The sequence below is a fragment of the Staphylococcus sp. 510 genome (genome assembly GCF_057219715.1).
The window spans coordinates 1-21,792 of sequence record NZ_JBXVVK010000014.1 but is presented as its reverse complement, the minus strand read 5'-3'; the positions used below and the strand labels follow the sequence as shown (position 1 = coordinate 21,792).

The following is a 21,792-nucleotide window of genomic DNA, read 5'->3' as shown; positions in this document are numbered from 1 at the left end:
TGCCGTTTTCATCATTGTATATTAGACTTGAGTTTATTATTTAAACGTAAATGCATTTGGTACTAGAAAGGGGAGGCAAGATGACCCATCTCACATTTAGACAAGGTGTTAAAGAATGTATTCCAACATTATTAGGATATGCAGGTGTTGGTATTTCATTCGGTATTGTTGCTGCATCTCAAAAGTTTAGTTTATTAGAAATTATATTACTTTGTTTAATTATTTATGCTGGTGCGGCGCAATTTATTATATGTGCGTTAGTCATAGCTGGAACACCGATAACAGCGATAGTGTTGACAACGTTTATTGTTAATTCACGTATGTTTTTATTAAGTATGACGTTAGCACCTAATTTTAAGTCTTATAGTTTATGGAATCGAATTGGACTTGGTTCTTTAGTGACCGATGAAACATTTGGTGTAGCCATCACACCTTATTTAAAAGGTGAGCCAATTAACGATCGTTGGTTGCATGGTTTAAACATTACAGCATATTTGTTTTGGACCTTTTCTTGTGTAGTTGGTGCTATATTCGGCAAATATATTTCGAATCCAGAGATGTTAGGATTAGATTTTGCGATTACGGCTATGTTTGTATTTTTAGGTATTGCTCAATTTGAATCTGTTAAAAAGTCTAAGATCAACATCTATCTTGTGCTTATTCTATGTGTCATTGTGATGATGTTAACGTTAAGCTTTGTTATGCCTTCATATGTAGCGATTATTATATCTGCGGTTGTCGCTTCTACATTAGGGGTGGTGATGGACAGATGATGACAGATCAACATATGTTAATCATTATTATTCTATGTGGTATTGTTACGATTTTAGTTAGAGTGATTCCATTTATGATGATTTCACGAGTGAATTTACCTGACGTTTTGATTCGATGGTTATCCTTTATTCCAATTACACTTTTTACAGCGCTCGTCTTGGACGGTTTGATTCAACAACATGAGGGTAGTGTAGGCTATACACTCAATGTGCCATTCATTATTGCATTAATACCAACTATATTATTAGCCATCTATACGAGAAGTCTAACCTGGACGATTTTAGGTGGTATTGCATTTATCGCTCTGTTGAGATTCTTTCTATAGAAATCAAGGTCTACATATTGAATTTCGTGATGGAGTTAGTTAAAATTCAAGTAGTTAGAAAATTTAGATAATTAATGTATTTATTCAAAACTTAATCATAAAATCTTATTCAGAGAAGTTGAGGGACTTGGCCCATAGACGCTTCAGCAACCGGCTACAAAGAATACGAGTACGGTGCTAAAACCAACGAGCACTCGAATGATAAGTACTGAACCGCTTCTTACTTTTCATAGAGTAAGAAGCTTTTTTTATTTAAAGGAGGATGGATTCATATATGTCGAATTATACAGTTGATACATTAGAATTAGGCCAATTCACGACAGAGTCTGGAGAAACGATACAAAACTTAAAATTAAAATATGAACATGTAGGTTTTCCTGGACAACCATTAGCATTAGTTTGCCATGCACTAACTGGCAATCATCTTACATATGGTACAGATGAACATCCAGGTTGGTGGCGTGAAATTATTGATGGCGGATATATGCCTATTAATGATTATCAATTTTTAACATTCAACGTGATAGGGAGTCCATTTGGTTCAAGTTCAAAGCATAATGATCCACATTTTCCAGATCATTTAACATTAAGAGATATCGTACGTGCACTTGAGAAGGGGATAGAAGCACTAGGATTTAATAAAATAGATATTTTAATCGGTGGTAGTCTAGGAGGTATGCAAGCACTAGAATTACTTTATAACCGACGATTCCAAGTGGATAAAGCGGTCATACTTGCTGCTACAGATAAAACATCATCGTACAGTTGTGCCTTTAATGAGATTGCTAGACAAGCGATTCATATCGGAGGTAAAGAAGGTTTAAGTATTGCCCGACAATTAGGATTTTTAACTTATCGTTCTTCTAAAAGTTATGAGCAACGCTTCACGCCTGAAGAGGTAGTTAGTTATCAACAACATCAAGGTAATAAGTTCAAAGAATCATTTGATTTATCATGTTATTTAACACTGCTGGACGTCTTAGATAGTCATAATATTGATAGAGGTAGAGATGATGTTGATGAGGTATTTAACTCATTAGACACAAAGGTATTAACGATGGGATTCATAGATGATTTGTTGTATCCAGATGATCAAGTATTAGCGACAGGGCAACGTTTTAAATATCATCGACACTTTTTTGTACCAGATAATGTGGGGCACGATGGTTTCTTACTTAATTTTGAAGATTGGGCACCTAATTTATATCACTTTTTAAATGCGAAACATATTCGACGATAATGACTAAAACCATGTTCTAACGTTAATTTTATAAGGTTGAATATCGATTTTAAAAGTATAGTATATAAAGAGAATACAAATCGAGAAATTAAATAGGTGACTATGAGATGAAACAATTGATAATTATATTAAATGCATTGAATTATATAGTTATAGCATCATTAATAATATTCAACTTCAATAATCTATCTGAAAAGGGATTAGATATATGTAGATATTTCCTATTTATTAGTTGTGTTTTACTTATATTTTCATTAATTATGTATTTATTAACTAAGAAAGAATTTGTTTTAAAAAGTAGTTTTATTAATCTAATTAATTTAATTGCCATATTTCCAATTCTACTTTTAATAATGATTTGATTTTCATATTACTATGCTTGCTTTTAAAAGGTTTATCGTAATGAATTTTAATTAAAAATTTGTAAAAACTATAGATTATTTCACTCTAAAGTACTGCTGGAATTGACCGACATAAATATCAGTAGTACTTTATTGTTTATTTTTTTCAAAGAGGTTAAAATGGTAATTATAGTCAAAAAAAGTATGGGAGTGGCGTGTGTGTTTTCAAAAATACAACCTAAAGCAACTATTATAGGTACATTAGCATTAGTGATAGTCGCTTTAGTAACACATGTATTACCTATTCTCGGCTTAATTTTATGTTTATTTGCAACAATCCCAGGTGTCGTATTATGGAACAAATCTATTCAGTCATTTGGAATTAGTGCCTTAGTAACAGTTATAATTACAACATTATTAGGTAATACATTCGTCTTAAGTATAATGGTTTTAGTGATTTTAACGAGTTTAATCATTGGACAATTACTTAAGGAAAGAGCAACAAAAGAAAGAATTTTATATGTAACAACGGTATCTCTAAGTTTAATGACATTGATAGGATTCATGTTATTACAAGTATTTGATAAAATCCCAAGAGCAGCCGCATTAGTTAACCCTGTTAAAGAAACCGTTCATAACATGTTATTAACAAGTGGAGCAGATGCTGATTACAGACAGATGCTTGAAGAAAGTATCCGCCAAATGACGGTCCAACTCCCTAGTTATCTCATTATTATCGTTTTTCTTTTCGTTTTAATTAATCTGATCATAACATTTCCAATCCTTCGCAAATTCAAAGTAGCTACGCCAATATTCAAACCACTATTCGCTTGGCAGATGAATCGTACGCTATTAACAATCTATATTATTGATTTACTTTGTGTAATGTTTGCGACCCAACCAAGTACGTTCCAGAGTATCGTCTTAAACTTTGAAGTTGTGTTATCATTAGTGATGTACATTCAAGGGATGAGCGTGATACATTTCTTCGGAAAAGCGAAGCGACTACCGAATGTAGTAACTATCATATTAATGGTTATAGGGACATTATTAACGCCAATGACTCACATTGTAGGGTTATTAGGTGTCATCGATTTATGTATCAATTTAAAACAACTAATGAACAATAATAATAAAAAGTGATGAGAGGTGGAAGAATGAACCGTCAATCCACTAAAAAAGCTTTGCTCATACCATTTATTATAATGGTACTGACTGCTATAGCATTAGTCATCGTTTGGTTTATATTTAACCAAATCGTGGCAGGCATAGCTGCAGGAATATTACTAGTAATGATTATTGCTAGTGGATTCTTGCTAAGACAAGCTTTTATGAAAATGGACAGTTATGTGGATGGTTTAAGTGGTCATATTACAACAAGTAGTAATAAGGCGATTAAACACTTACCGATCGGGATGATTGTGTTAGATGAGAACGACCATATTGAATGGGTTAACCAATTTATGTCTGAACATTTAACAACTAATGTTATTTCAGAATCGGTAAACGAAATATTTCCTAATATCTTAAAGCAATTGGAGAAAGTTCAAGAAGTAGAAATTGAACATGAAAATTATCATTATAGAGTACGTTATTCAAGCAATGAACATTGCTTATACTTCTTCGATATTACAGATGAAGTACAAACGAACCAACTATATGAAGATTCAAAACCCATTATTGCAACATTATTCTTAGATAACTACGATGAAATTACGCAAAACATGAATGACACACAACGTTCTGAAATTAACTCAATGGTTACACGTGTAATTAGTCGTTGGGCATCAGAATATAATATTTATTTCAAACGTTATAATTCAGACCAATTCGTAGCCTATTTAAATCAAAAGATTTTAGCAGAAATCGAAGACTCAAATTTCAACATTTTAAGTCAATTACGTGAGAAAAGTGTTGGTTACCGAGCACAATTGACATTAAGTATTGGTGTCGGTGAAGGTACTGAAAATCTTATCGACTTAGGTGAATTATCACAATCAGGTCTAGATTTAGCACTAGGTCGTGGTGGTGACCAAGTCGCTATTAAAAACATGAACGGCAACGTACGTTTCTACGGTGGTAAGACTGACCCTATGGAAAAACGTACACGTGTAAGAGCACGTGTTATCTCACACGCATTAAAAGATATCTTAACCGAAGGCGATAAAGTCATCGTAATGGGACATAAACGACCTGACTTAGATGCCATTGGTGCAGCCATCGGTGTGTCTAGATTCGCTTTAATGAATAATCTAGAAGCATATGTTGTGTTGAATGAATCTGATATCGATCCAACATTACGTCGTGTCATGGATGAAATTGATAAGAAACCAGAACTTAAAGAACGATTTATTACATCTGACGATGCATGGGATATGATGACATCTAAAACAACAGTTGTTGTCGTTGATACGCATAAACCAGAAATGGTTCTAGATGAAAATGTCTTAAACAAAGCAAATCGTAAAGTGGTAATTGACCATCATAGACGTGGTGAAAGCTTTATCTCAAATCCACTACTGGTTTATATGGAACCTTATGCAAGTTCAACAGCCGAACTTGTCACAGAGTTGCTAGAATATCAACCAACTGAACAGCGTTTAACACGTCTTGAATCTACTGTTATGTATGCAGGTATTATTGTTGATACAAGAAACTTCACATTACGTACGGGTTCAAGAACGTTCGATGCCGCAAGTTATTTAAGAGCACATGGTGCAGATACCATTCTGACACAACACTTCTTAAAGGATGATGTGGATACGTACATTAACCGTTCTGAATTAATTAGAACAGTCGAAGTACAAGATAACGGTGTTGCCATTGCACATGGCTCAGATGATAAAATTTATCATCCTGTTACAGTTGCACAAGCAGCCGATGAGTTGTTAAGTTTAGAAGGTATAGAAGCTTCATATGTCGTTGCCAAACGTGAAGATAACCTAGTCGGTATCTCAGCCCGTTCATTAGGGTCAGTTAATGTTCAATTAACAATGGAAGCCCTTGGTGGCGGGGGTCACTTGACGAATGCAGCGACACAATTAAAAGGTGTCTCAGTCGAAGATGCCATTGTACAATTACAACAAGCAATAACAGAACAAATGAGTAGGAGTGAAGACGCATGAAAGTAATTTTCACACAAGATGTTAAAGGTAAAGGTAAAAAAGGCGAAGTTAAAGATGTACCAGTAGGTTATGCAAATAACTTCTTATTAAAAAATAATTACGCCGTTGAAGCTACACCTGGTAACTTAAAACAATTAGAACAACAAAATAAACGTGCTGAAGCAGACAGACAACAAGAAATTGATGATGCTAAAGCATTAAAAGAAAAATTAGCTAACATCGAAGTTGAAGTATCTGCTAAAACAGGTGAAAGCGGTAAATTATTTGGTTCAGTAAGTACGAAACAAATTGCCCAAGCCCTTAAAGATCAACATGACATTAAATTAGATAAACGTAAAATGGATTTACCACAAGGTATCCACACATTAGGTTATACAAACGTACCTGTTAAATTAGATAAAGAAGTTGAAGGTACTATTCGTGTGCATACAGTAGAACAATAAAGATGGATTGAAAATAGAGGTGTAATCAATAATGGATAGTATGTACGAGCAAAATCAAATGCCACATAGCAATGAAGCCGAACAATCTGTCTTAGGTGCCATTATTATTGATCCGGAATTAATTAATACAACTCAGGAAGTGTTACTTCCTGAGTCATTTTATAGAGGCGCCCATCAACATATTTTCCGTGCGATGATGCACTTAAATGAAGATAATAAAGAAATTGATGTAGTGACGTTAATGGATCAATTAACGACTGAAGGAAGTTTGAGTGAAGCGGGTGGCCCGCAATACCTTGCAGAATTATCTACTAATGTTCCTACAACAAGAAATGTTCAATATTATACTGATATCGTATTTAAACATGCACTTAAACGTAAGTTAATACAGACTGCAGATAGTATCGCCAATGACGGATACAATGATGAGTTAGAATTAGATACGATTTTGAGCGATGCAGAGCGACGTATTTTAGAACTATCATCTACACGTGAGAGTGATGGTTTTAAAGATATTCGAGATGTGTTAGGACAAGTGTATGAAACTGCAGAGGAACTCGATCAAAACAGTGGTCAAACACCAGGTATTCCAACAGGTTACAGAGATTTAGACCAAATGACAGCAGGTTTTAACCGAAACGACTTAATCATTTTAGCTGCACGACCATCTGTTGGTAAGACTGCCTTCGCACTTAATATTGCCCAAAAGGTAGCGACACATGAAGATTTATATACAGTAGGTATCTTCTCTCTTGAGATGGGTGCAGACCAATTAGCAACACGTATGATATGTAGTTCAGGTAACGTTGACTCAAACCGATTAAGAACGGGTACAATGACCGAAGAGGATTGGAATCGATTCACGATTGCAGTTGGTAAATTATCTCGAACTAAAATATTTATTGATGATACGCCAGGTATTCGAATCAATGACTTACGATCTAAATGTCGTCGACTTAAACAAGAACACGGTTTAGACATGATTGTGATTGACTATTTACAATTAATTCAAGGTAGTGGTTCACGCTTCTCAGATAACCGTCAACAAGAAGTATCTGAAATTTCACGTACGCTTAAAGCTATTGCACGTGAGCTAGAATGTCCTGTCATCGCACTGAGTCAGTTATCTCGTGGTGTTGAACAACGTCAAGATAAACGTCCGATGATGAGTGACATCCGTGAATCAGGGTCTATCGAGCAAGATGCTGATATTGTTGCCTTCTTATATCGTGATGATTATTATAATCGTGGCGAAGATGAGGATGACGATGATGATTCAAGCTTTGAGCCACAAACTAATGATGATAACGGTGAAATTGAAATCATCATCGCTAAGCAACGTAACGGCCCGACAGGTACCGTGAAATTACACTTTATGAAACAATACAACAAATTTACTGATATAGATTATGCTCATGCAGAAATGTCATAAAATATTTTAAATATAAAAACCGTACAATAAACAACTTTACAGTTTTATTGTACGGTTTTTGTTTTGTATAAAGGTATTTAAAAATTACTAAGTATGTGTCTTGAATTTTTGAATAAACATTTTAAATACCGTCATGAAAGGTTTTATATACATTTTGACTTTCATTATAAAGAAAAACAGATGAATTTGATTATACGAAATCAATGTTCGATTTTTATTTGCATTATAGTATCTATATTGGTAAAATACTTCATGGTTAAATGAGAAAAATTTGGAGGTGCTCTTATGTCATCAATCGTAGTAGTTGGGACACAATGGGGAGACGAAGGTAAAGGTAAAATTACAGATTTCTTAGCAGAACAAGCAGACGTGATTGCACGTTTTTCAGGTGGTAATAATGCAGGACATACCATCCAATTTGGTGGAGAAACATATAAATTACATTTAGTACCATCAGGTATCTTCTATAAAGACAAATTAGCAGTTATTGGTAATGGTGTGGTAGTTGATCCAGTTGCATTACTTAAAGAATTAGACGGTTTAAATGAACGTGGTATTTCAACAGATAACTTACGTATTTCTAACCGTGCTCAAGTGATTTTACCTTATCATATTGCACAAGACGAGTATGAAGAGCGTCTTCGCGGTGATAATAAAATCGGTACAACTAAAAAAGGTATCGGCCCAGCATACGTAGATAAAGCACAACGAATTGGTATCCGTATGGGAGACTTAGTCGAAAAAGAAACATTCGAAAGACTATTAAAACAAAATATTGAACATAAAAATGCATATTTCAAAGGTATGTTTAACGAAACATGCCCAAGCTTCGATGATATATTTGAAGAATATTATGCTGCAGGTCAACGTTTAAGAGAATTTGTTACAGATACACCTAAAATCTTAGACGACGCAATTGTTGCAGATGAAAAAGTACTATTCGAAGGTGCCCAAGGTGTGATGTTAGACATTGATCACGGTACATATCCATTCGTCACTTCAAGTAACCCAGTAGCAGGTAACGTTACTGTAGGTACGGGTGTAGGTCCAACATACGTATCTAAAGTCATTGGTGTATGTAAAGCTTATACATCACGTGTTGGTGATGGTCCATTCCCTACAGAATTATTTGATGAAGATGGTCATCACATTAGAGAAGTTGGTCGTGAATACGGCACAACAACTGGTCGTCCACGTCGTGTAGGTTGGTTCGACTCAGTAGTATTACGTCATTCACGCCGTGTAAGTGGTATTACAGACTTATCAATCAACTCAATTGATGTGTTAACTGGCTTAGATACAGTTAAAATCTGTACAGCATATGAATTAGATGGTAAAGAAATTACTGAATATCCAGCTAACCTAGATCAATTACAACGTTGTAAACCAATCTTCGAAGAGTTACCAGGTTGGACGGAAGATATTACAGGTTGCCGTACTTTAGAAGAACTTCCTGAAAATGCACGCAAATATTTAGAACGTATTTCTGAATTATGTGGCGTACGCATTTCAATCTTCTCAGTAGGTCCAGATCGTGAGCAAACAAACCTATTAGAAAAATTATGGTAATTAATACCGATAGCCGTTAAATGATGTAACAATCATTTAACGGTTTTTTTTATGGGAAAAATGCTTGAATATACTACAAAATAACTAATCAATTGTTCTTTATGATTACTGTCTCAGGCCTAATTAAAAATAATGTTAAAATTATGTAAAAAAATATCTTGTCATTCAAATATTGGCTGTGCTATAATCTATCTTGTGCTTAAGAACGGCTCCTTGGTCAAGCGGTTAAGACACCGCCCTTTCACGGCGGTAACACGGGTTCGAGTCCCGTAGGAGTCACCATTTTTTAGGTCTCGTAGTGTAGCGGTTAACACGCCTGCCTGTCACGCAGGAGATCGCGGGTTCGATTCCCGTCGAGACCGTATTGCCTACCCAAGAGGGTAGGCATTTTTTTATGTCCTTTTATTATCAATGAAAGTAATGCCACTTTATTTAATAATTGTTCCCCATTTTACAAGTCGATGACATTTGGCAATCGAAACTTAACATTTCCCTAATTATCGTTAGAAGCAAATGAAAAACATTGAATTAATCGGTTTTATACTAAATTTTAATATTACAAAATTATGAATTTAATATCTTTTGAATTCTCAGCTTACTGAAAGCATTCAACTTATTTTGTGATATAGAATTTTGGTGGTAAACTTATATATAATATTATTCTATAATTTTTTATACAAAAATAGAATTAACCGTTCATAAATGGTAAATTAGATAGTAGTAACTGTGTTAAAAAAGCACATGCGTTTGAGCCTCGTGAAAGGTCTCAAGCGATACGAATTAAGATAAGTCGAACGGTAGAATTATACTTTGAGAAATGAGGTTTATATATATGGCTAGAAAAGTTGTGGTAGTCGACGATGAAAAACCAATTGCTGATATTTTAGAATTTAATCTTAAAAAAGAAGGATACGATGTATTTTGTGCGTACGATGGTAACGACGCTGTAGATTTAATTTATGAGGAAGAACCAGACATCGTATTATTAGACATTATGTTACCTGGTAGAGACGGCATGGAAGTCTGTCGTGAAGTACGTAAAAAATTCGAAATGCCTATCATCATGTTAACTGCGAAAGATTCTGAAATTGATAAAGTTTTAGGATTAGAATTAGGTGCAGATGACTATGTGACGAAACCATTTAGTACACGCGAATTAATTGCACGTGTAAAAGCAAACTTACGTCGTCATTATTCTCAACCAGCGCAAGAAGTTAATGACGCAACAAATGAAATTTCTATTAAAGATATCGTCATTTATCCAGATGCATATTCAATTAAAAAACGTGGTGATGACATTGAGTTAACACACCGTGAATTTGAATTATTCCATTATCTTTCTAAACATATGGGCCAAGTAATGACACGTGAACATTTACTACAAACTGTGTGGGGCTATGATTATTTTGGAGATGTACGTACTGTAGACGTAACGATTCGCCGTTTGCGTGAAAAAATCGAAGACGATCCATCACACCCAGAATATATCGTGACACGTAGAGGCGTTGGATACTTTCTCCAACAACATGATTAGAGGTTTAGTTGAATGAAGTGGCTAAAACAACTCCAATCCCTTCACACGAAACTGGTCATTGTCTATGTCTTACTGATTATTATTGGTATGCAAATTATTGGTCTCTATTTTACTAATAGTTTGGAAAAGGAATTACTCGATAATTTTAAAAAGAACATTACACAATATGCGAAACAATTAGATGTAAGCATTGAAAAAGTATATAACGAAAAAGGTTCGGTCAACGCTCAAAAGGACATACAAAATCTTTTGAGCGAGTATGCCAACCGTCAAGAAATTGGTGAAATCCGCTTTATAGACAAAGACCAAATTATTATGGCAACAACTAAGCAGTCTAACCGCGATTTAATCAATCAAAAAGCCAACGATAGCTCTGTTCAAAAGGCATTATCACTTGGTCAAAGTAACAACCATATGGTGTTAAAAGACTATGGTAATGGTAAGGAACGGGTTTGGGTTTATAACATACCAGTTAAAGTTGATAAACAAACGATAGGTAATATTTACATAGAATCGAAAATCAATGATGTATATAACCAACTTAACAATATTAACCAAATCTTTATCGTAGGTACCGCTATTTCATTATTCATTACTGTGATACTCGGTTTCTTCATTGCGCGAACCATTACCAAACCTATTACCGACATGCGTAACCAGACGGTCGAGATGTCTAAAGGTAACTATACGCAACGTGTTAAAATCTATGGTAATGACGAAATCGGTGAACTCGCACTTGCATTTAATAATTTATCCAAGAGGGTACAAGAAGCACAAGCAAATACTGAAAGTGAGAAACGTCGTTTAGACTCTGTTATCACACATATGAGTGATGGTATCTTAGCGACAGATAGACGTGGACGTGTCCGTATTGCCAACGATATGGCACTTAAAATGCTAGGCATGGCTAAAGAAGACCTTATCGGTTATTACATGCTAAGTGTATTGAATTTAGAAGAAGAATTTTCATTAGATGAAATTCAAGAAAATAATGACAGCTTTTTATTAGATATTAACGAAGAAGAAGGCATCATTGCGCGTGTTAACTTCAGTACGATTGTTCAAGAAACAGGCTTTGTGACAGGTTACATTGCCGTATTACATGATGTAACAGAACAACAACAAGTAGAACGTGAACGTCGTGAATTCGTAGCTAACGTATCACACGAATTACGTACACCATTAACTTCTATGAACAGTTATATTGAGGCACTTGAAGAAGGTGCTTGGAAAGATGATAACTTAGCACCACAATTCTTATCCGTAACACGTGAAGAAACAGAACGTATGATTCGACTTGTTAACGACTTACTTCAATTATCTAAAATGGATAATGAATCAGATCAAATTACCAAAGAAATCGTCGACTTTAACATGTTTATTAATAAGATTATTAACCGACATGAAATGGCTGCTAAAGATACAACATTTGTCCGTGAAATTCCACAACAAACGATTTTCGCTGAAATAGACCCTGATAAGATGACACAAGTATTTGATAACGTCATTACTAATGCAATGAAGTATTCTCGTGGTGATAAACGCGTCGAGTTCCACGTGAAACAAAATGCACTTTACAATAGAATGACAATTCGTATTAAAGATAATGGTATCGGTATCCCTATTAATAAAGTAGATAAAATTTTCGATAGATTCTACCGTGTCGATAAAGCACGTACACGTATAATGGGTGGTACAGGTCTTGGACTAGCCATCTCAAAAGAAATTGTTGAAGCACATAACGGTCGTATTTGGGCCAATAGTGTGGAAGGCCAAGGTACATCTATCTTCATAACACTACCATGCGAAATCATTGAAGACGGTGATTGGGATGAATAGTAAAGAACACATCAAAACGATTATCCTCGTCTTACTCGTGCTAATGAGTATCGTCTTAACTTATATGGTTTGGAATTTCTCGCCTGATTTATCTAATGCAGATAGTACACCGGAGAATAAGAGGGACAACACTAAACCCATTAGTAAACCGGGAACGGCTAAAATGGATAGTACCATCACACCGTTTCAAATTATTCATTCTAATGGTGAGAAAACAGAAGGTATGCCCGCAACAGGACATGCTATTTCAAAAATAATTAGTCCTTTAAAAGATAAAGATATTGTTTCAGTACAACATTTAAAACGAAATCACAATTTAATTATTCCAGAACTGAGTGATAATTTTATCGTTCTTGATTTTACGTATGATCTACCGTTATCAACATATTTAAGCCAAGTTTTAGATATTGATGCAAAAACACCGCGTCATTTTAACTTTAATCGACTACTAATAGATCAAGACCACGAAGGACGCGTCGTATTATATGCAATTAGTAAAGATAGACATCAAGTCGTTAAAATGAAGACATCCGTTAAAGGTCAAGATGTTAATCAATCATTAACTAATCTGAAACCAGATATGGAGAAATATACTGAAATCATTACTAATAAAGAAACAATTGATAAAGCCACACACATTTTTGCACCTAAAAAGCCAAAAGATATTAAGACATATCGTATGGTATTCAATATTATTAACGTTGAAAAAATGAATTCCGTATTATTCAATGATTCAACGATTGTGAGAAGTGCACAAAGTGGTGTGACAACTTACAACAATAATACAGGTGTAGCCAATTACAATGATAAGAGTGAGAAATACCATTATAGAAACTTATCAGAAGATGAGAAGAGTTCAACTAACATGGAAGATACTATTGGTGGGACATTCGAATTCCTCAATGCTCACGGTGGTTTCTTAGGCGAAGACTACCGTCTGTTTAGTACAGATAATATGAGTGGTGAATTAACATATCAACGCTTCTTAAACGGTTATCCTACGTTTAACAAACAAGATTTAAATGAGATTCAGGTCACTTGGGGTGAAAAAGGCGTCTTTGATTATCGACGTTCATTGCTAAGAACGGATGTAATCTTGAATAGTGGTGATAAAAAGTCACTTGAAAGTGCAGAATCTGTTCGTTCAGGACTTGCTAACAATAGTAATATCGACTTCGAGCGTGTGACTAACATCGCGGTAGGTTATGATATGGATGATCGACCTAACAATGATGATATCGAAGTGCAACGCAATAGTGAGTTTACACCTCGTTGGTATGTCGAATATGACGGTAAGTGGTATGCGTATAAAGATGGGGGGCTAGAATAAATGAACTGGAAATTGACCAAGACCTTATTCATTTTCGTATTTATTCTTGTAAACATCTTCCTCGTCGTGATTTATATTGATAAAGTAAATAAATCACAAATTAATGAAGCGGAAAGCGATAATCGCGTAAACTTCCAACAAGAAGAAATTAAAGTCCCTGAAGACGTCTTGAACAAAGATGTGAAAGATACGCAGATGCAACAAATCACAGCAGAATCTAAAGATTTCTCAAGTTATGCCAAAGAACGTTCAAGCTTAAGCGCATCGGAATCAGGAAAGTTACTTGATGGCGATATCGGTAGTACCGTTAACGTCAGTGATAAAAACCTTAAAGATATTAAGAATTACATGAAAGACAATGTTTATAAAGGTAAATATTATCAATTGAGTAAACTTGGTTCAGATACAATGACCTTTGAGCAAACCTATCAAGGTTACCCAATTATGAATAATAGTAGAGCTAGACTTAGCTTCAATATAGATAATGGCAAAGCAACAAGCTACAAACAGACAATGATGGACAACATTGAAGCGGCTAAAGGATCAAACAGTAGTAAAAACCAAGTCATAGGCCCTAGAAAGGCTATAGAAGCTTTATATTACAACCGTTACCTCAAACGTCATGATGAAGTGATAGACGCACGTCTAGGCTACTATTCAGTCGTTAAAGAAACAAACGTGCAACTACTACAACCTAACTGGGAAATCAAAGTCAAACACAACGGCAAAGACAGCACACAAACCTATTACGTCGAAGCCACAAGCACTAATCCAAAAGTAATAGACAAGTAGGGAGCAAGACTGAATATTAAACTGTCGACAACGTTTTTAACATTGTCGGCAGTTTTTTATGTATATTTTTAAGTTATGAATAAGATTGTGCTTTTTTGAAATATTAAATAGTGAAGATAAAAAATAAAATTATCATTATGCGAGTAGTTTAAAAAACGGAGTATTGGCAGATTAATATAAGAATTGGTATAGTATAATATAAGCTATTTTAAGAACGGGTGGGAGTGGGACAGAAATAACATTTTATTAAAATTGATTTCGTTGTTCCACCACGGCAAGATTGACTAGAATTGAAAAACTTGATTCAAGTGGAATTCAATTCAGTCAGCTACTGCCAATACAAAATGATAGCCTGAAACATTTGTTTATGTCTCCGGCTCAAAAAGTTAATTACTAACTAAAAGAATAATAGAAAAATGATACGGAAGGCACTCTTACGTCACTAAGAGGGATGAGTGCTTCAATTAGAAAGGATGAGCCGCTTGATACGCATGAGTGTATTAGCAAGTGGTAGTACTGGTAATGCCACATTTGTTGAAAATGAAAAAGGAAGTATCCTTGTCGATGTAGGCCTAACGGGTAAGAAGATGGAAGAACTCTTTGGCCAGATCGACCGAAATATTAAAGATTTAAACGGTATATTAGTGACTCATGAGCACATTGATCATATTAAAGGTCTAGGAGTCTTAGCACGTAAATATAACTTGCCTATATATGCGAATGAAAAGACATGGCAAGCAATTGAGAAGAAAGATAGCCGTATTCCAATGGATCAGAAATTTATTTTTAATCCATATGAAACGCAATCAATTGCTGGGTTTGATATTGAGTCATTTAACGTCTCTCATGATGCGATAGATCCACAATTTTATATTTTCCATAATGATCATAAGAAATTTACGATTTTAACTGATACAGGTTATGTTTCAGATAGAATGAAAGGTATGATTCGTGGTAGTGATGCCTTTATCTTTGAGAGTAATCATGATGTGGATATGTTACGTATGTGTCGTTACCCTTGGAAGACGAAACAACGTATTTTAGGAGATATGGGGCACGTATCTAATGAAGATGCAGGTTTAGCAATGACTGATGTGATTACCGGCAATACCAAACGTATATATCTATCACATTTATCTCAAGATAATAACATGAAAGATTTAGCGCGTATGAGTGTAGGACAAGTGTTAAACCAACATGATATAGATACTGAAAAAGAAGTATTGTTATGTGATACGGATAAAGCACAAGCAACACCTATTTATACTTTATAATGACATTTTAGACGGGAGTGAGACGGAAAGTCTCGCTCTTTTTTTTATACTATTTCTGTGGAAAAGTGGTAGAAGTAAGTCTTAAAAGTCATATTTATAGGGGATAACTTGATAAAAATAATTAAGACTATCGGGAAGTTATCCACTGAATTGTTCATAGTTACCCACAACTGTGTACAATACACACAGAAATACCCACATTGTACACATACTTATCCACAAAATAACAGGTTATTCCACAGTTTTTGTGCATAAATCATAAAAATTTATAAAAAATACGAGGGGAAACTGATACAATAAGAGGGAATAGTGTGAACAAGTTGATAACTTGTGGATAACTCTAACAAGTACATCTCGGAGGATATTATGAAAATTACAATTCTGTCAGTTGGAAAACTTAAAGAAAAATACTGGAAACAAGCAATCGCTGAATATGAAAAGCGATTAGGTGCATATACCAAAATTGAAATGATAGAAGTGCCAGATGAAAAGGCACCAGAAAACATGAGTGACAAAGAAATTGAACAAGTCAAAGAAAAAGAAGGCCAACGTCTATTAGCTAAAATCAAACCACAAGCAACTGTGATTACCTTAGAAATTGAAGGTAAAATGTTGTCCTCAGAAGGCCTCGCTAAAGAACTAAACCAACGCATGACACAAGGCCAAAGCGACTTTGTATTTGTGATAGGCGGATCCAACGGCCTACATCAAGACGTCTTACAACGCAGCAATTACGCCTTATCATTTAGTAAAATGACCTTCCCACACCAAATGATGCGCGTCGTGTTGATAGAACAAGTATATCGAGCATTTAAGATAATGAGAGGCGAAGCGTATCATAAATAAAACTAAAAATTAGATTGTGTATAATTTAAAAATTTAATGAGATGTGGAGGAATTACATATATGAAATATTGGAGTATACCTTGCAATATCATACGATGTTTATAGAGTGTTTAATAAACCATTTTTCAACTATTGATGATCTAGAATATATAATAACTGTACAAATTATATTGATTATGGAACTACAATTCAATTAAGAAATTGATGATGAAATTTTAAATTTAAACTAATGGAATCAAGAAAGAATGAAAGGAAATATACAATGCCCACGATTAATAAAAGGAAGTTTATTAGATTTTGTGTTAGAAACAGTAGATGTTTTTGTAAATGGAAGTAAAAATGATTGCGAATTAGTAAATTTTAATTATAAAGAAGGAAAAGTAGTTTCACGTTATAGTACAAAATTTGAAAGCAATCCTAAATTAAGAAAAAAGCAATTGATATCGACGGTAAAAGTTGTAAGGTATGTTATTTTTGATTTTGAGAAAATTTTATGGGGCATAGGGAAAGTTTTATTGAAGTTCATCATATTAAGGCAATGTTTACTATAAGAAAGTTGAAATACACTCAGAAACAGACTGGATTCCCGTTTTTTTCAAATTGGCACAAAATGATACATAGGCCCACCTATATATTGAAGATTTAAGTTAAACGATAAATAATATTTTTCTCTTTTGTATAGAAATTTTTTTGGGAATGATATTAATTAGTATAAAAATGAATATGTCTACAAAGAAGGAGAGATTTTATTGAAACACATTAATCAATTTTCTGAATCGACACTAGCACAACTAGAAAAAGATCAACAACACGTATTTTATGTATACTGTTTGATGGACCCAAGAAATGATGAATGCTTTTATGTTGGTAAAGGTAAGGGGAATAGAATATTTAAACATAAACAAGATGCGCAGAAAAAAGTATTGTACGAAGATATATTTATAGAAGAAAATAAAGATAACTTGAAATTTAATAGAATTAACGAAATTTGTAGCAATGATTTGAATGTTTTAGGATATATAATCAGTTATGGATTAACCGAATCTGAAGCATTTTCTGCAGAAAATGTTCTTATAAACTTTCTTAACCTAACAAATAAAACTACATTAACAAATATGATTAACGGTCATGGATCTAAGGCATACTTAGTTGAAGATTTAGAAAATGAATTTGGCTACGATTCAATTAATCTTGAAAACATAAATACGAATGAATTAATTTTAGCAGTGAAAATCAGAGATGCATTTCTATTAGATAAGGATGAAAGTAAAGAGTATCCTATTAATGAAAGTAAACGTGATAGAAATAACCTTAAATCGCGTACATTAGGTAGTTGGATAATAGGAAAAGATAAAATACATAAAATAAAATATATTATTGGTATCAATACAGGTGCTAATAATGCAGTTGTCTCAGCTTATGAAGTATCATTTGAACAAGCGGAGAGTATCGAAACAAATAATGGTAGAATGAGATATGCGTTTATTGGGCTTTCAGAAAGAGATGCTACTCTAAAAAAATTGAATTTATACAAAAAAGCACTACCAGATTTAAGATTTGGTAGTGGTAGCGCTACAGCATATATAAATAATGGGACAATGAAAGTTGATTAAATGAATAAAAACATCCAATTCCTTAAATTAGCCTTTGAAAATTTTATACTCGTATATATAAGTGAAAAACTTAAAAGAATTAGATGTTAATTAAAGGAGAGAATGCTATGCCATCAGATGATATTGTAAAAAAACTATACTCAAAAGAGGATATTCGATTAGAATTAGGACTTACTCCGCATAAGTTTAATAAAAAAATGGAAACTATTGCTAAGCTTTTTAAAATTGATATGAAAATTTTTCACAATTACAAAGGCCAAGATAAAAATAATCAGTATACATTTAATGGTGTCGCAAAAGAATTAATCAAAGTGTTGCTAAAAAGTGTTGATTATTACCCAGTGGATATCAATTCCAAAAAATTTAAACAAAATGGAAAATCTAAAAAAGAAATGATTGAAAATATAGATAACTCTAGTTACATGAAATATATTTATCAGTTAATGAAATCTATCAATGAAATTCAATACAAAAGGTTAATTGCTGATATACATATGAAAGATGTGTACCAGAATACAAAAGCATGGTTAAATAATGGTGAATCAATTAATAAAAAAGAACAAGAGCTATACCAATATATGACAATTTTACCATTACATAAAAGAGTTGAACTGCAAAATGAGGTATTAAAATCTATAGACGAAACAATTTTTCAATTTCTCGCAAAAGAACATAGAAATAATCAAATTGAAGAAAATAATGAATTAGAAGCATATACAAAAGCAATAAAAGAAGGTAGAAATCCTAAAAATGATTATGAATTAAATCATCTCCTATATAAAAAAAATCAATTACCCTTAGATAGTCTAATAGAAGATATATGGGACTATGAGGAAACAGAGTATACTGAGCTTGATTGGTTAATTGCAGATATGCTAAAACGTTCACAAAGAGCTGATAGTAATTTTATCGAAAGTTTAGAGAAGAAAAACAAATTGAGAAAAAATATTCATAAAGATTCCATTAAAAGTATATCTAAGTTGATTGATCATGAATTAGTTAAAAATAATAGAAAGTGGGACGTAGCAGAATTTTATAAAAATCAACAATTTTGGAATAATAGTACATTAAGACGTAGCTCTCAAAATTTTGGAATTTTATATTACAAAAAGAATAGGTTACATACAATGAATCAAAGTAATATTATTAAGAAAATAAAAATTATCGAAGCTAATATAGAGAGTGCAAATAAACAGCCGAGCTATTTAGATTTCTTTTTACAAGCTAAGTTTGATTTAGAGAGGTTAGAAAGTGAATTAATGAAATATAGCATTAATCCGAAATATTTTAATAAGATAAATAGTGATTACGTAAGATATGCTATTGAAGATGTACATAATGCAATTATTAAAATTGACAGATATATAAGTAACGATAAAGTGAAGTTAAACTATTCAAATGTCCAAATGGTAGTGAGAAACGAAATAACAGAACAAGGAAGCTACTTTGTAACCCAGGCATTGAATACACTGTCAAAGGTAGAAGAGTCTGGCTACAGCTTTGATAATTTCATGGTAGGACCTTTCGTAGAAGACTTTAAAAAAGCAATTAAAAATCGTAGATTTGGTTCTAAAAAAGATTAAGATTGTTTTTTAGAGTTAAACATAAGAATAAATTTAAATAAAAAAATAAACCCAACAAACCTTGTTATATCAATGTTTGTTGGGTTTATTTTTTTTGGTGATTTTTTAATAACTCAATTACATCTTAGGATAATATCGCTAAATTATACATTGTCGAGGCCAAGACAAATAAAAAATTAAAGCAAAAGTTAGCGCGCAACTTTCTGCTATAAAGGAGCAAATTTATATGGAGACAAGAGACAAACTGATGTCATTGACTCAAAGTGACAAAACACAGCAATGGCTAATGGACAAGTCATCTAACCAAGATGACATTCAACAATTGCAGCAACAATTCAGTCAGCAGCTTGATCAACAATATAATGCACTTTTAGCTGATGAAAAAGCTAAGTTAGACCAATACGTGGAAGTACATCAAGGATTGGAATCATTAAAGGAAGAGATTGAATCAGAACCTATTACGCTTAATATCGATAAATTACCCGATATCAAAGCAACAATGCTTGAAAGAGCCAAGAATGATGAACATTCTGATAAAATCGAAAAGCTATTTGATAGGTTAGAACAGGCATTAAATGGTACGAATCGATTATATACGCAATTATCGTTGATTGGTACACGAACACATCGAATTACAACTAAAAATTTTAATCTTCAAGGCTTACCTAAAGCAGTCCAACATACGATTTTACCTTCAAAATTTAAGAAGGTGTATACAGTCGATTTTAAATCGTTTGAACCATCAGTTGCAGCGTACATGACTCAAGATTCAAAACTGATTGACTTGTTAAATCAGAAAGACGGACTGTATGACGCATTGCTAAGTGAATTAGGCTTATCAGATGAGCTACGTGTATTTGTTAAACGTGCATTTATTGGTTCGTTTCTATTTGGAGGTAACTTCAAAAATCCTAAATTCAAGCTGAATCAATATGTAAGTGAAGTACAATGGTTGGATGCGGTCAGCCAATTTACAAAAGTCATTGAACTTAAGAAGCACGTTGAAAAGAGTAATTCCATGCCTATGCCTTATAGTATTGAGCATGATATGAGCGCATTTCAAGGTAGCAGTATTATGGCAATCTACGTACAAACTGTAGCGAGTTATATTTTCAAGCACATTCTGCTAAAAGTGTACAAAGCTCAGTGCGATCAAAAAACGTTCAAGATTATAGTACCTATACACGATGCGATTATGATTGAATGTGAAGATGAAGAAATTGCACAAAATGTGGGTCAGTTAATGAAAGATACGGCTAACCAGTTGTTCAATGGTGAATTTGCACATGTGACAGTGGAAGAAATAGGAGGCGTAGACCATGAATAATGATAGAGGACAAAGCCTACACATCCCAAGTAGTACACCAATCAAAGAAAATAATATATATGTAGCTACGTTACATTCTGTGATCCAAACAGATTTCTCAGGTGAAATAAAGCACCAATTCACGTATGAAATTGAAGTGAACAATCAGATTGTATATGCGAATCGTAATATTCCAACAAAACCGAGCGCTAATCAGTTGTCAATTCATGATTGGCTGAAACGTCATAGCAACTATAGCGTGGGTCATGATACGTATGAACCTTATATTGACCGTAAGCATTTAATCCATATTGGTCAATATAGCGGTAACTATTATGTACAAGATGTAGCATCGTTAGATGCGTTTGGAGGCGTATTATCATGAATCATATATTACAAATGTTATCTAAGCTATTAAGTGTGGCC

Annotated in this window: 19 protein-coding genes, 2 tRNA genes and 1 riboswitch; all 21 genes read left to right on the top strand. The window is 33.5% G+C overall.

The window, feature by feature from the left end:
- Positions 1–80 precede the first annotated feature (80 nt).
- The 21 genes from AC2D8K_RS10665 (at position 81) to AC2D8K_RS10565 (ending at position 21,751) form a co-directional block, all read left to right on the top strand.
- Positions 81–773, top strand: coding sequence for an AzlC family ABC transporter permease (locus tag AC2D8K_RS10665; RefSeq protein WP_002451557.1), 693 nt, complete (start codon positions 81–83; stop codon positions 771–773).
- Complete coding sequence (locus tag AC2D8K_RS10660) at positions 770–1,099, top strand: AzlD domain-containing protein (RefSeq protein ID WP_002451558.1); 330 nt, start codon at positions 770–772, stop codon at positions 1,097–1,099. The genes AC2D8K_RS10665 and AC2D8K_RS10660 overlap by 4 nt, the downstream gene beginning before the upstream one ends.
- 102 nt (positions 1,100–1,201) lie before the next feature.
- Positions 1,202–1,307, top strand: a riboswitch (SAM riboswitch).
- A gap of 66 nt (positions 1,308–1,373) precedes the next feature.
- The gene (metX, locus tag AC2D8K_RS10655; protein WP_484698683.1) at positions 1,374–2,339 is read left to right on the top strand and encodes a homoserine O-acetyltransferase MetX; all 966 of its coding nucleotides are present in this window, start codon (positions 1,374–1,376) and stop codon (positions 2,337–2,339) included.
- A 545-nt stretch (positions 2,340–2,884) separates the two neighbouring features.
- Positions 2,885–3,823: a YybS family protein gene (locus AC2D8K_RS10650; RefSeq protein WP_100066980.1), complete on the top strand. Its 939-nt coding sequence runs from the start codon at positions 2,885–2,887 to the stop codon at positions 3,821–3,823.
- A gap of 14 nt (positions 3,824–3,837) precedes the next feature.
- Complete coding sequence (locus tag AC2D8K_RS10645; RefSeq protein ID WP_002451561.1) at positions 3,838–5,805, top strand: DHH family phosphoesterase; 1,968 nt, start codon at positions 3,838–3,840, stop codon at positions 5,803–5,805.
- On the top strand, positions 5,802–6,248 hold the full coding sequence (gene rplI / locus AC2D8K_RS10640; RefSeq protein WP_002451562.1) for a 50S ribosomal protein L9: 447 nt from the start codon (positions 5,802–5,804) through the stop codon (positions 6,246–6,248). The genes AC2D8K_RS10645 and rplI overlap by 4 nt, the downstream gene beginning before the upstream one ends.
- Positions 6,249–6,279: 31 nt before the next feature.
- Positions 6,280–7,680: a replicative DNA helicase gene (gene dnaB / locus AC2D8K_RS10635; protein ID WP_002451563.1), complete on the top strand. Its 1,401-nt coding sequence runs from the start codon at positions 6,280–6,282 to the stop codon at positions 7,678–7,680.
- A 285-nt stretch (positions 7,681–7,965) separates the two neighbouring features.
- Positions 7,966–9,249, top strand: a complete 1,284-nt coding sequence (locus tag AC2D8K_RS10630) for an adenylosuccinate synthase (RefSeq protein WP_002451564.1) — start codon at positions 7,966–7,968, stop codon at positions 9,247–9,249.
- Between the two features lie 207 nt (positions 9,250–9,456).
- Positions 9,457–9,531: transfer RNA gene (locus tag AC2D8K_RS10625), tRNA-Glu, on the top strand.
- Positions 9,532–9,538: 7 nt separating this feature from the next.
- Positions 9,539–9,611, top strand: a tRNA-Asp gene (locus tag AC2D8K_RS10620).
- A 470-nt stretch (positions 9,612–10,081) separates the two neighbouring features.
- On the top strand, positions 10,082–10,783 hold the full coding sequence (gene yycF, locus AC2D8K_RS10615; RefSeq protein ID WP_002451565.1) for a response regulator YycF: 702 nt from the start codon (positions 10,082–10,084) through the stop codon (positions 10,781–10,783).
- A 12-nt stretch (positions 10,784–10,795) separates the two neighbouring features.
- Positions 10,796–12,622: a cell wall metabolism sensor histidine kinase WalK gene (gene walK / locus AC2D8K_RS10610; RefSeq protein ID WP_484698681.1), complete on the top strand. Its 1,827-nt coding sequence runs from the start codon at positions 10,796–10,798 to the stop codon at positions 12,620–12,622.
- On the top strand, positions 12,615–13,952 hold the full coding sequence (yycH, locus tag AC2D8K_RS10605; RefSeq protein WP_124228173.1) for a two-component system activity regulator YycH: 1,338 nt from the start codon (positions 12,615–12,617) through the stop codon (positions 13,950–13,952). The genes walK and yycH overlap by 8 nt, the downstream gene beginning before the upstream one ends.
- Positions 13,953–14,744 (top strand): two-component system regulatory protein YycI, encoded by a 792-nt coding sequence (locus AC2D8K_RS10600; RefSeq protein WP_124228172.1) that lies wholly within the window; start codon positions 13,953–13,955, stop codon positions 14,742–14,744.
- A gap of 473 nt (positions 14,745–15,217) precedes the next feature.
- Entirely contained in the window at positions 15,218–16,018 is an 801-nt protein-coding gene (locus tag AC2D8K_RS10595) for an MBL fold metallo-hydrolase (RefSeq protein ID WP_015364556.1), read from the top strand.
- 366 nt (positions 16,019–16,384) lie between these two features.
- Entirely contained in the window at positions 16,385–16,864 is a 480-nt protein-coding gene (rlmH, locus tag AC2D8K_RS10590) for a 23S rRNA (pseudouridine(1915)-N(3))-methyltransferase RlmH (RefSeq protein WP_050969469.1), read from the top strand.
- A gap of 245 nt (positions 16,865–17,109) precedes the next feature.
- Positions 17,110–17,415, top strand: a complete 306-nt coding sequence (locus AC2D8K_RS10585; protein ID WP_000677988.1) for a hypothetical protein — start codon at positions 17,110–17,112, stop codon at positions 17,413–17,415.
- A 198-nt stretch (positions 17,416–17,613) separates the two neighbouring features.
- Positions 17,614–18,477 carry an LEM-3-like GIY-YIG domain-containing protein gene (locus AC2D8K_RS10580; RefSeq protein WP_000680580.1) on the top strand — a complete coding sequence of 288 codons (864 nt, stop codon included), beginning with the start codon at positions 17,614–17,616 and terminating at the stop codon, positions 18,475–18,477.
- Between the two features lie 107 nt (positions 18,478–18,584).
- Positions 18,585–20,060 (top strand): DUF6038 family protein, encoded by a 1,476-nt coding sequence (locus AC2D8K_RS10575; RefSeq protein ID WP_001138664.1) that lies wholly within the window; start codon positions 18,585–18,587, stop codon positions 20,058–20,060.
- Positions 20,061–20,286: 226 nt separating this feature from the next.
- Positions 20,287–21,387, top strand: coding sequence for a DNA polymerase family A protein (locus AC2D8K_RS10570; RefSeq protein WP_000449985.1), 1,101 nt, complete (start codon positions 20,287–20,289; stop codon positions 21,385–21,387).
- A complete protein-coding gene (locus tag AC2D8K_RS10565) occupies positions 21,380–21,751 on the top strand; it encodes a hypothetical protein (RefSeq protein ID WP_001058157.1) in 372 nt (123 codons plus the stop codon). Before AC2D8K_RS10570 ends, AC2D8K_RS10565 begins: the two co-directional genes overlap by 8 nt.
- Positions 21,752–21,792 lie beyond the last annotated feature (41 nt).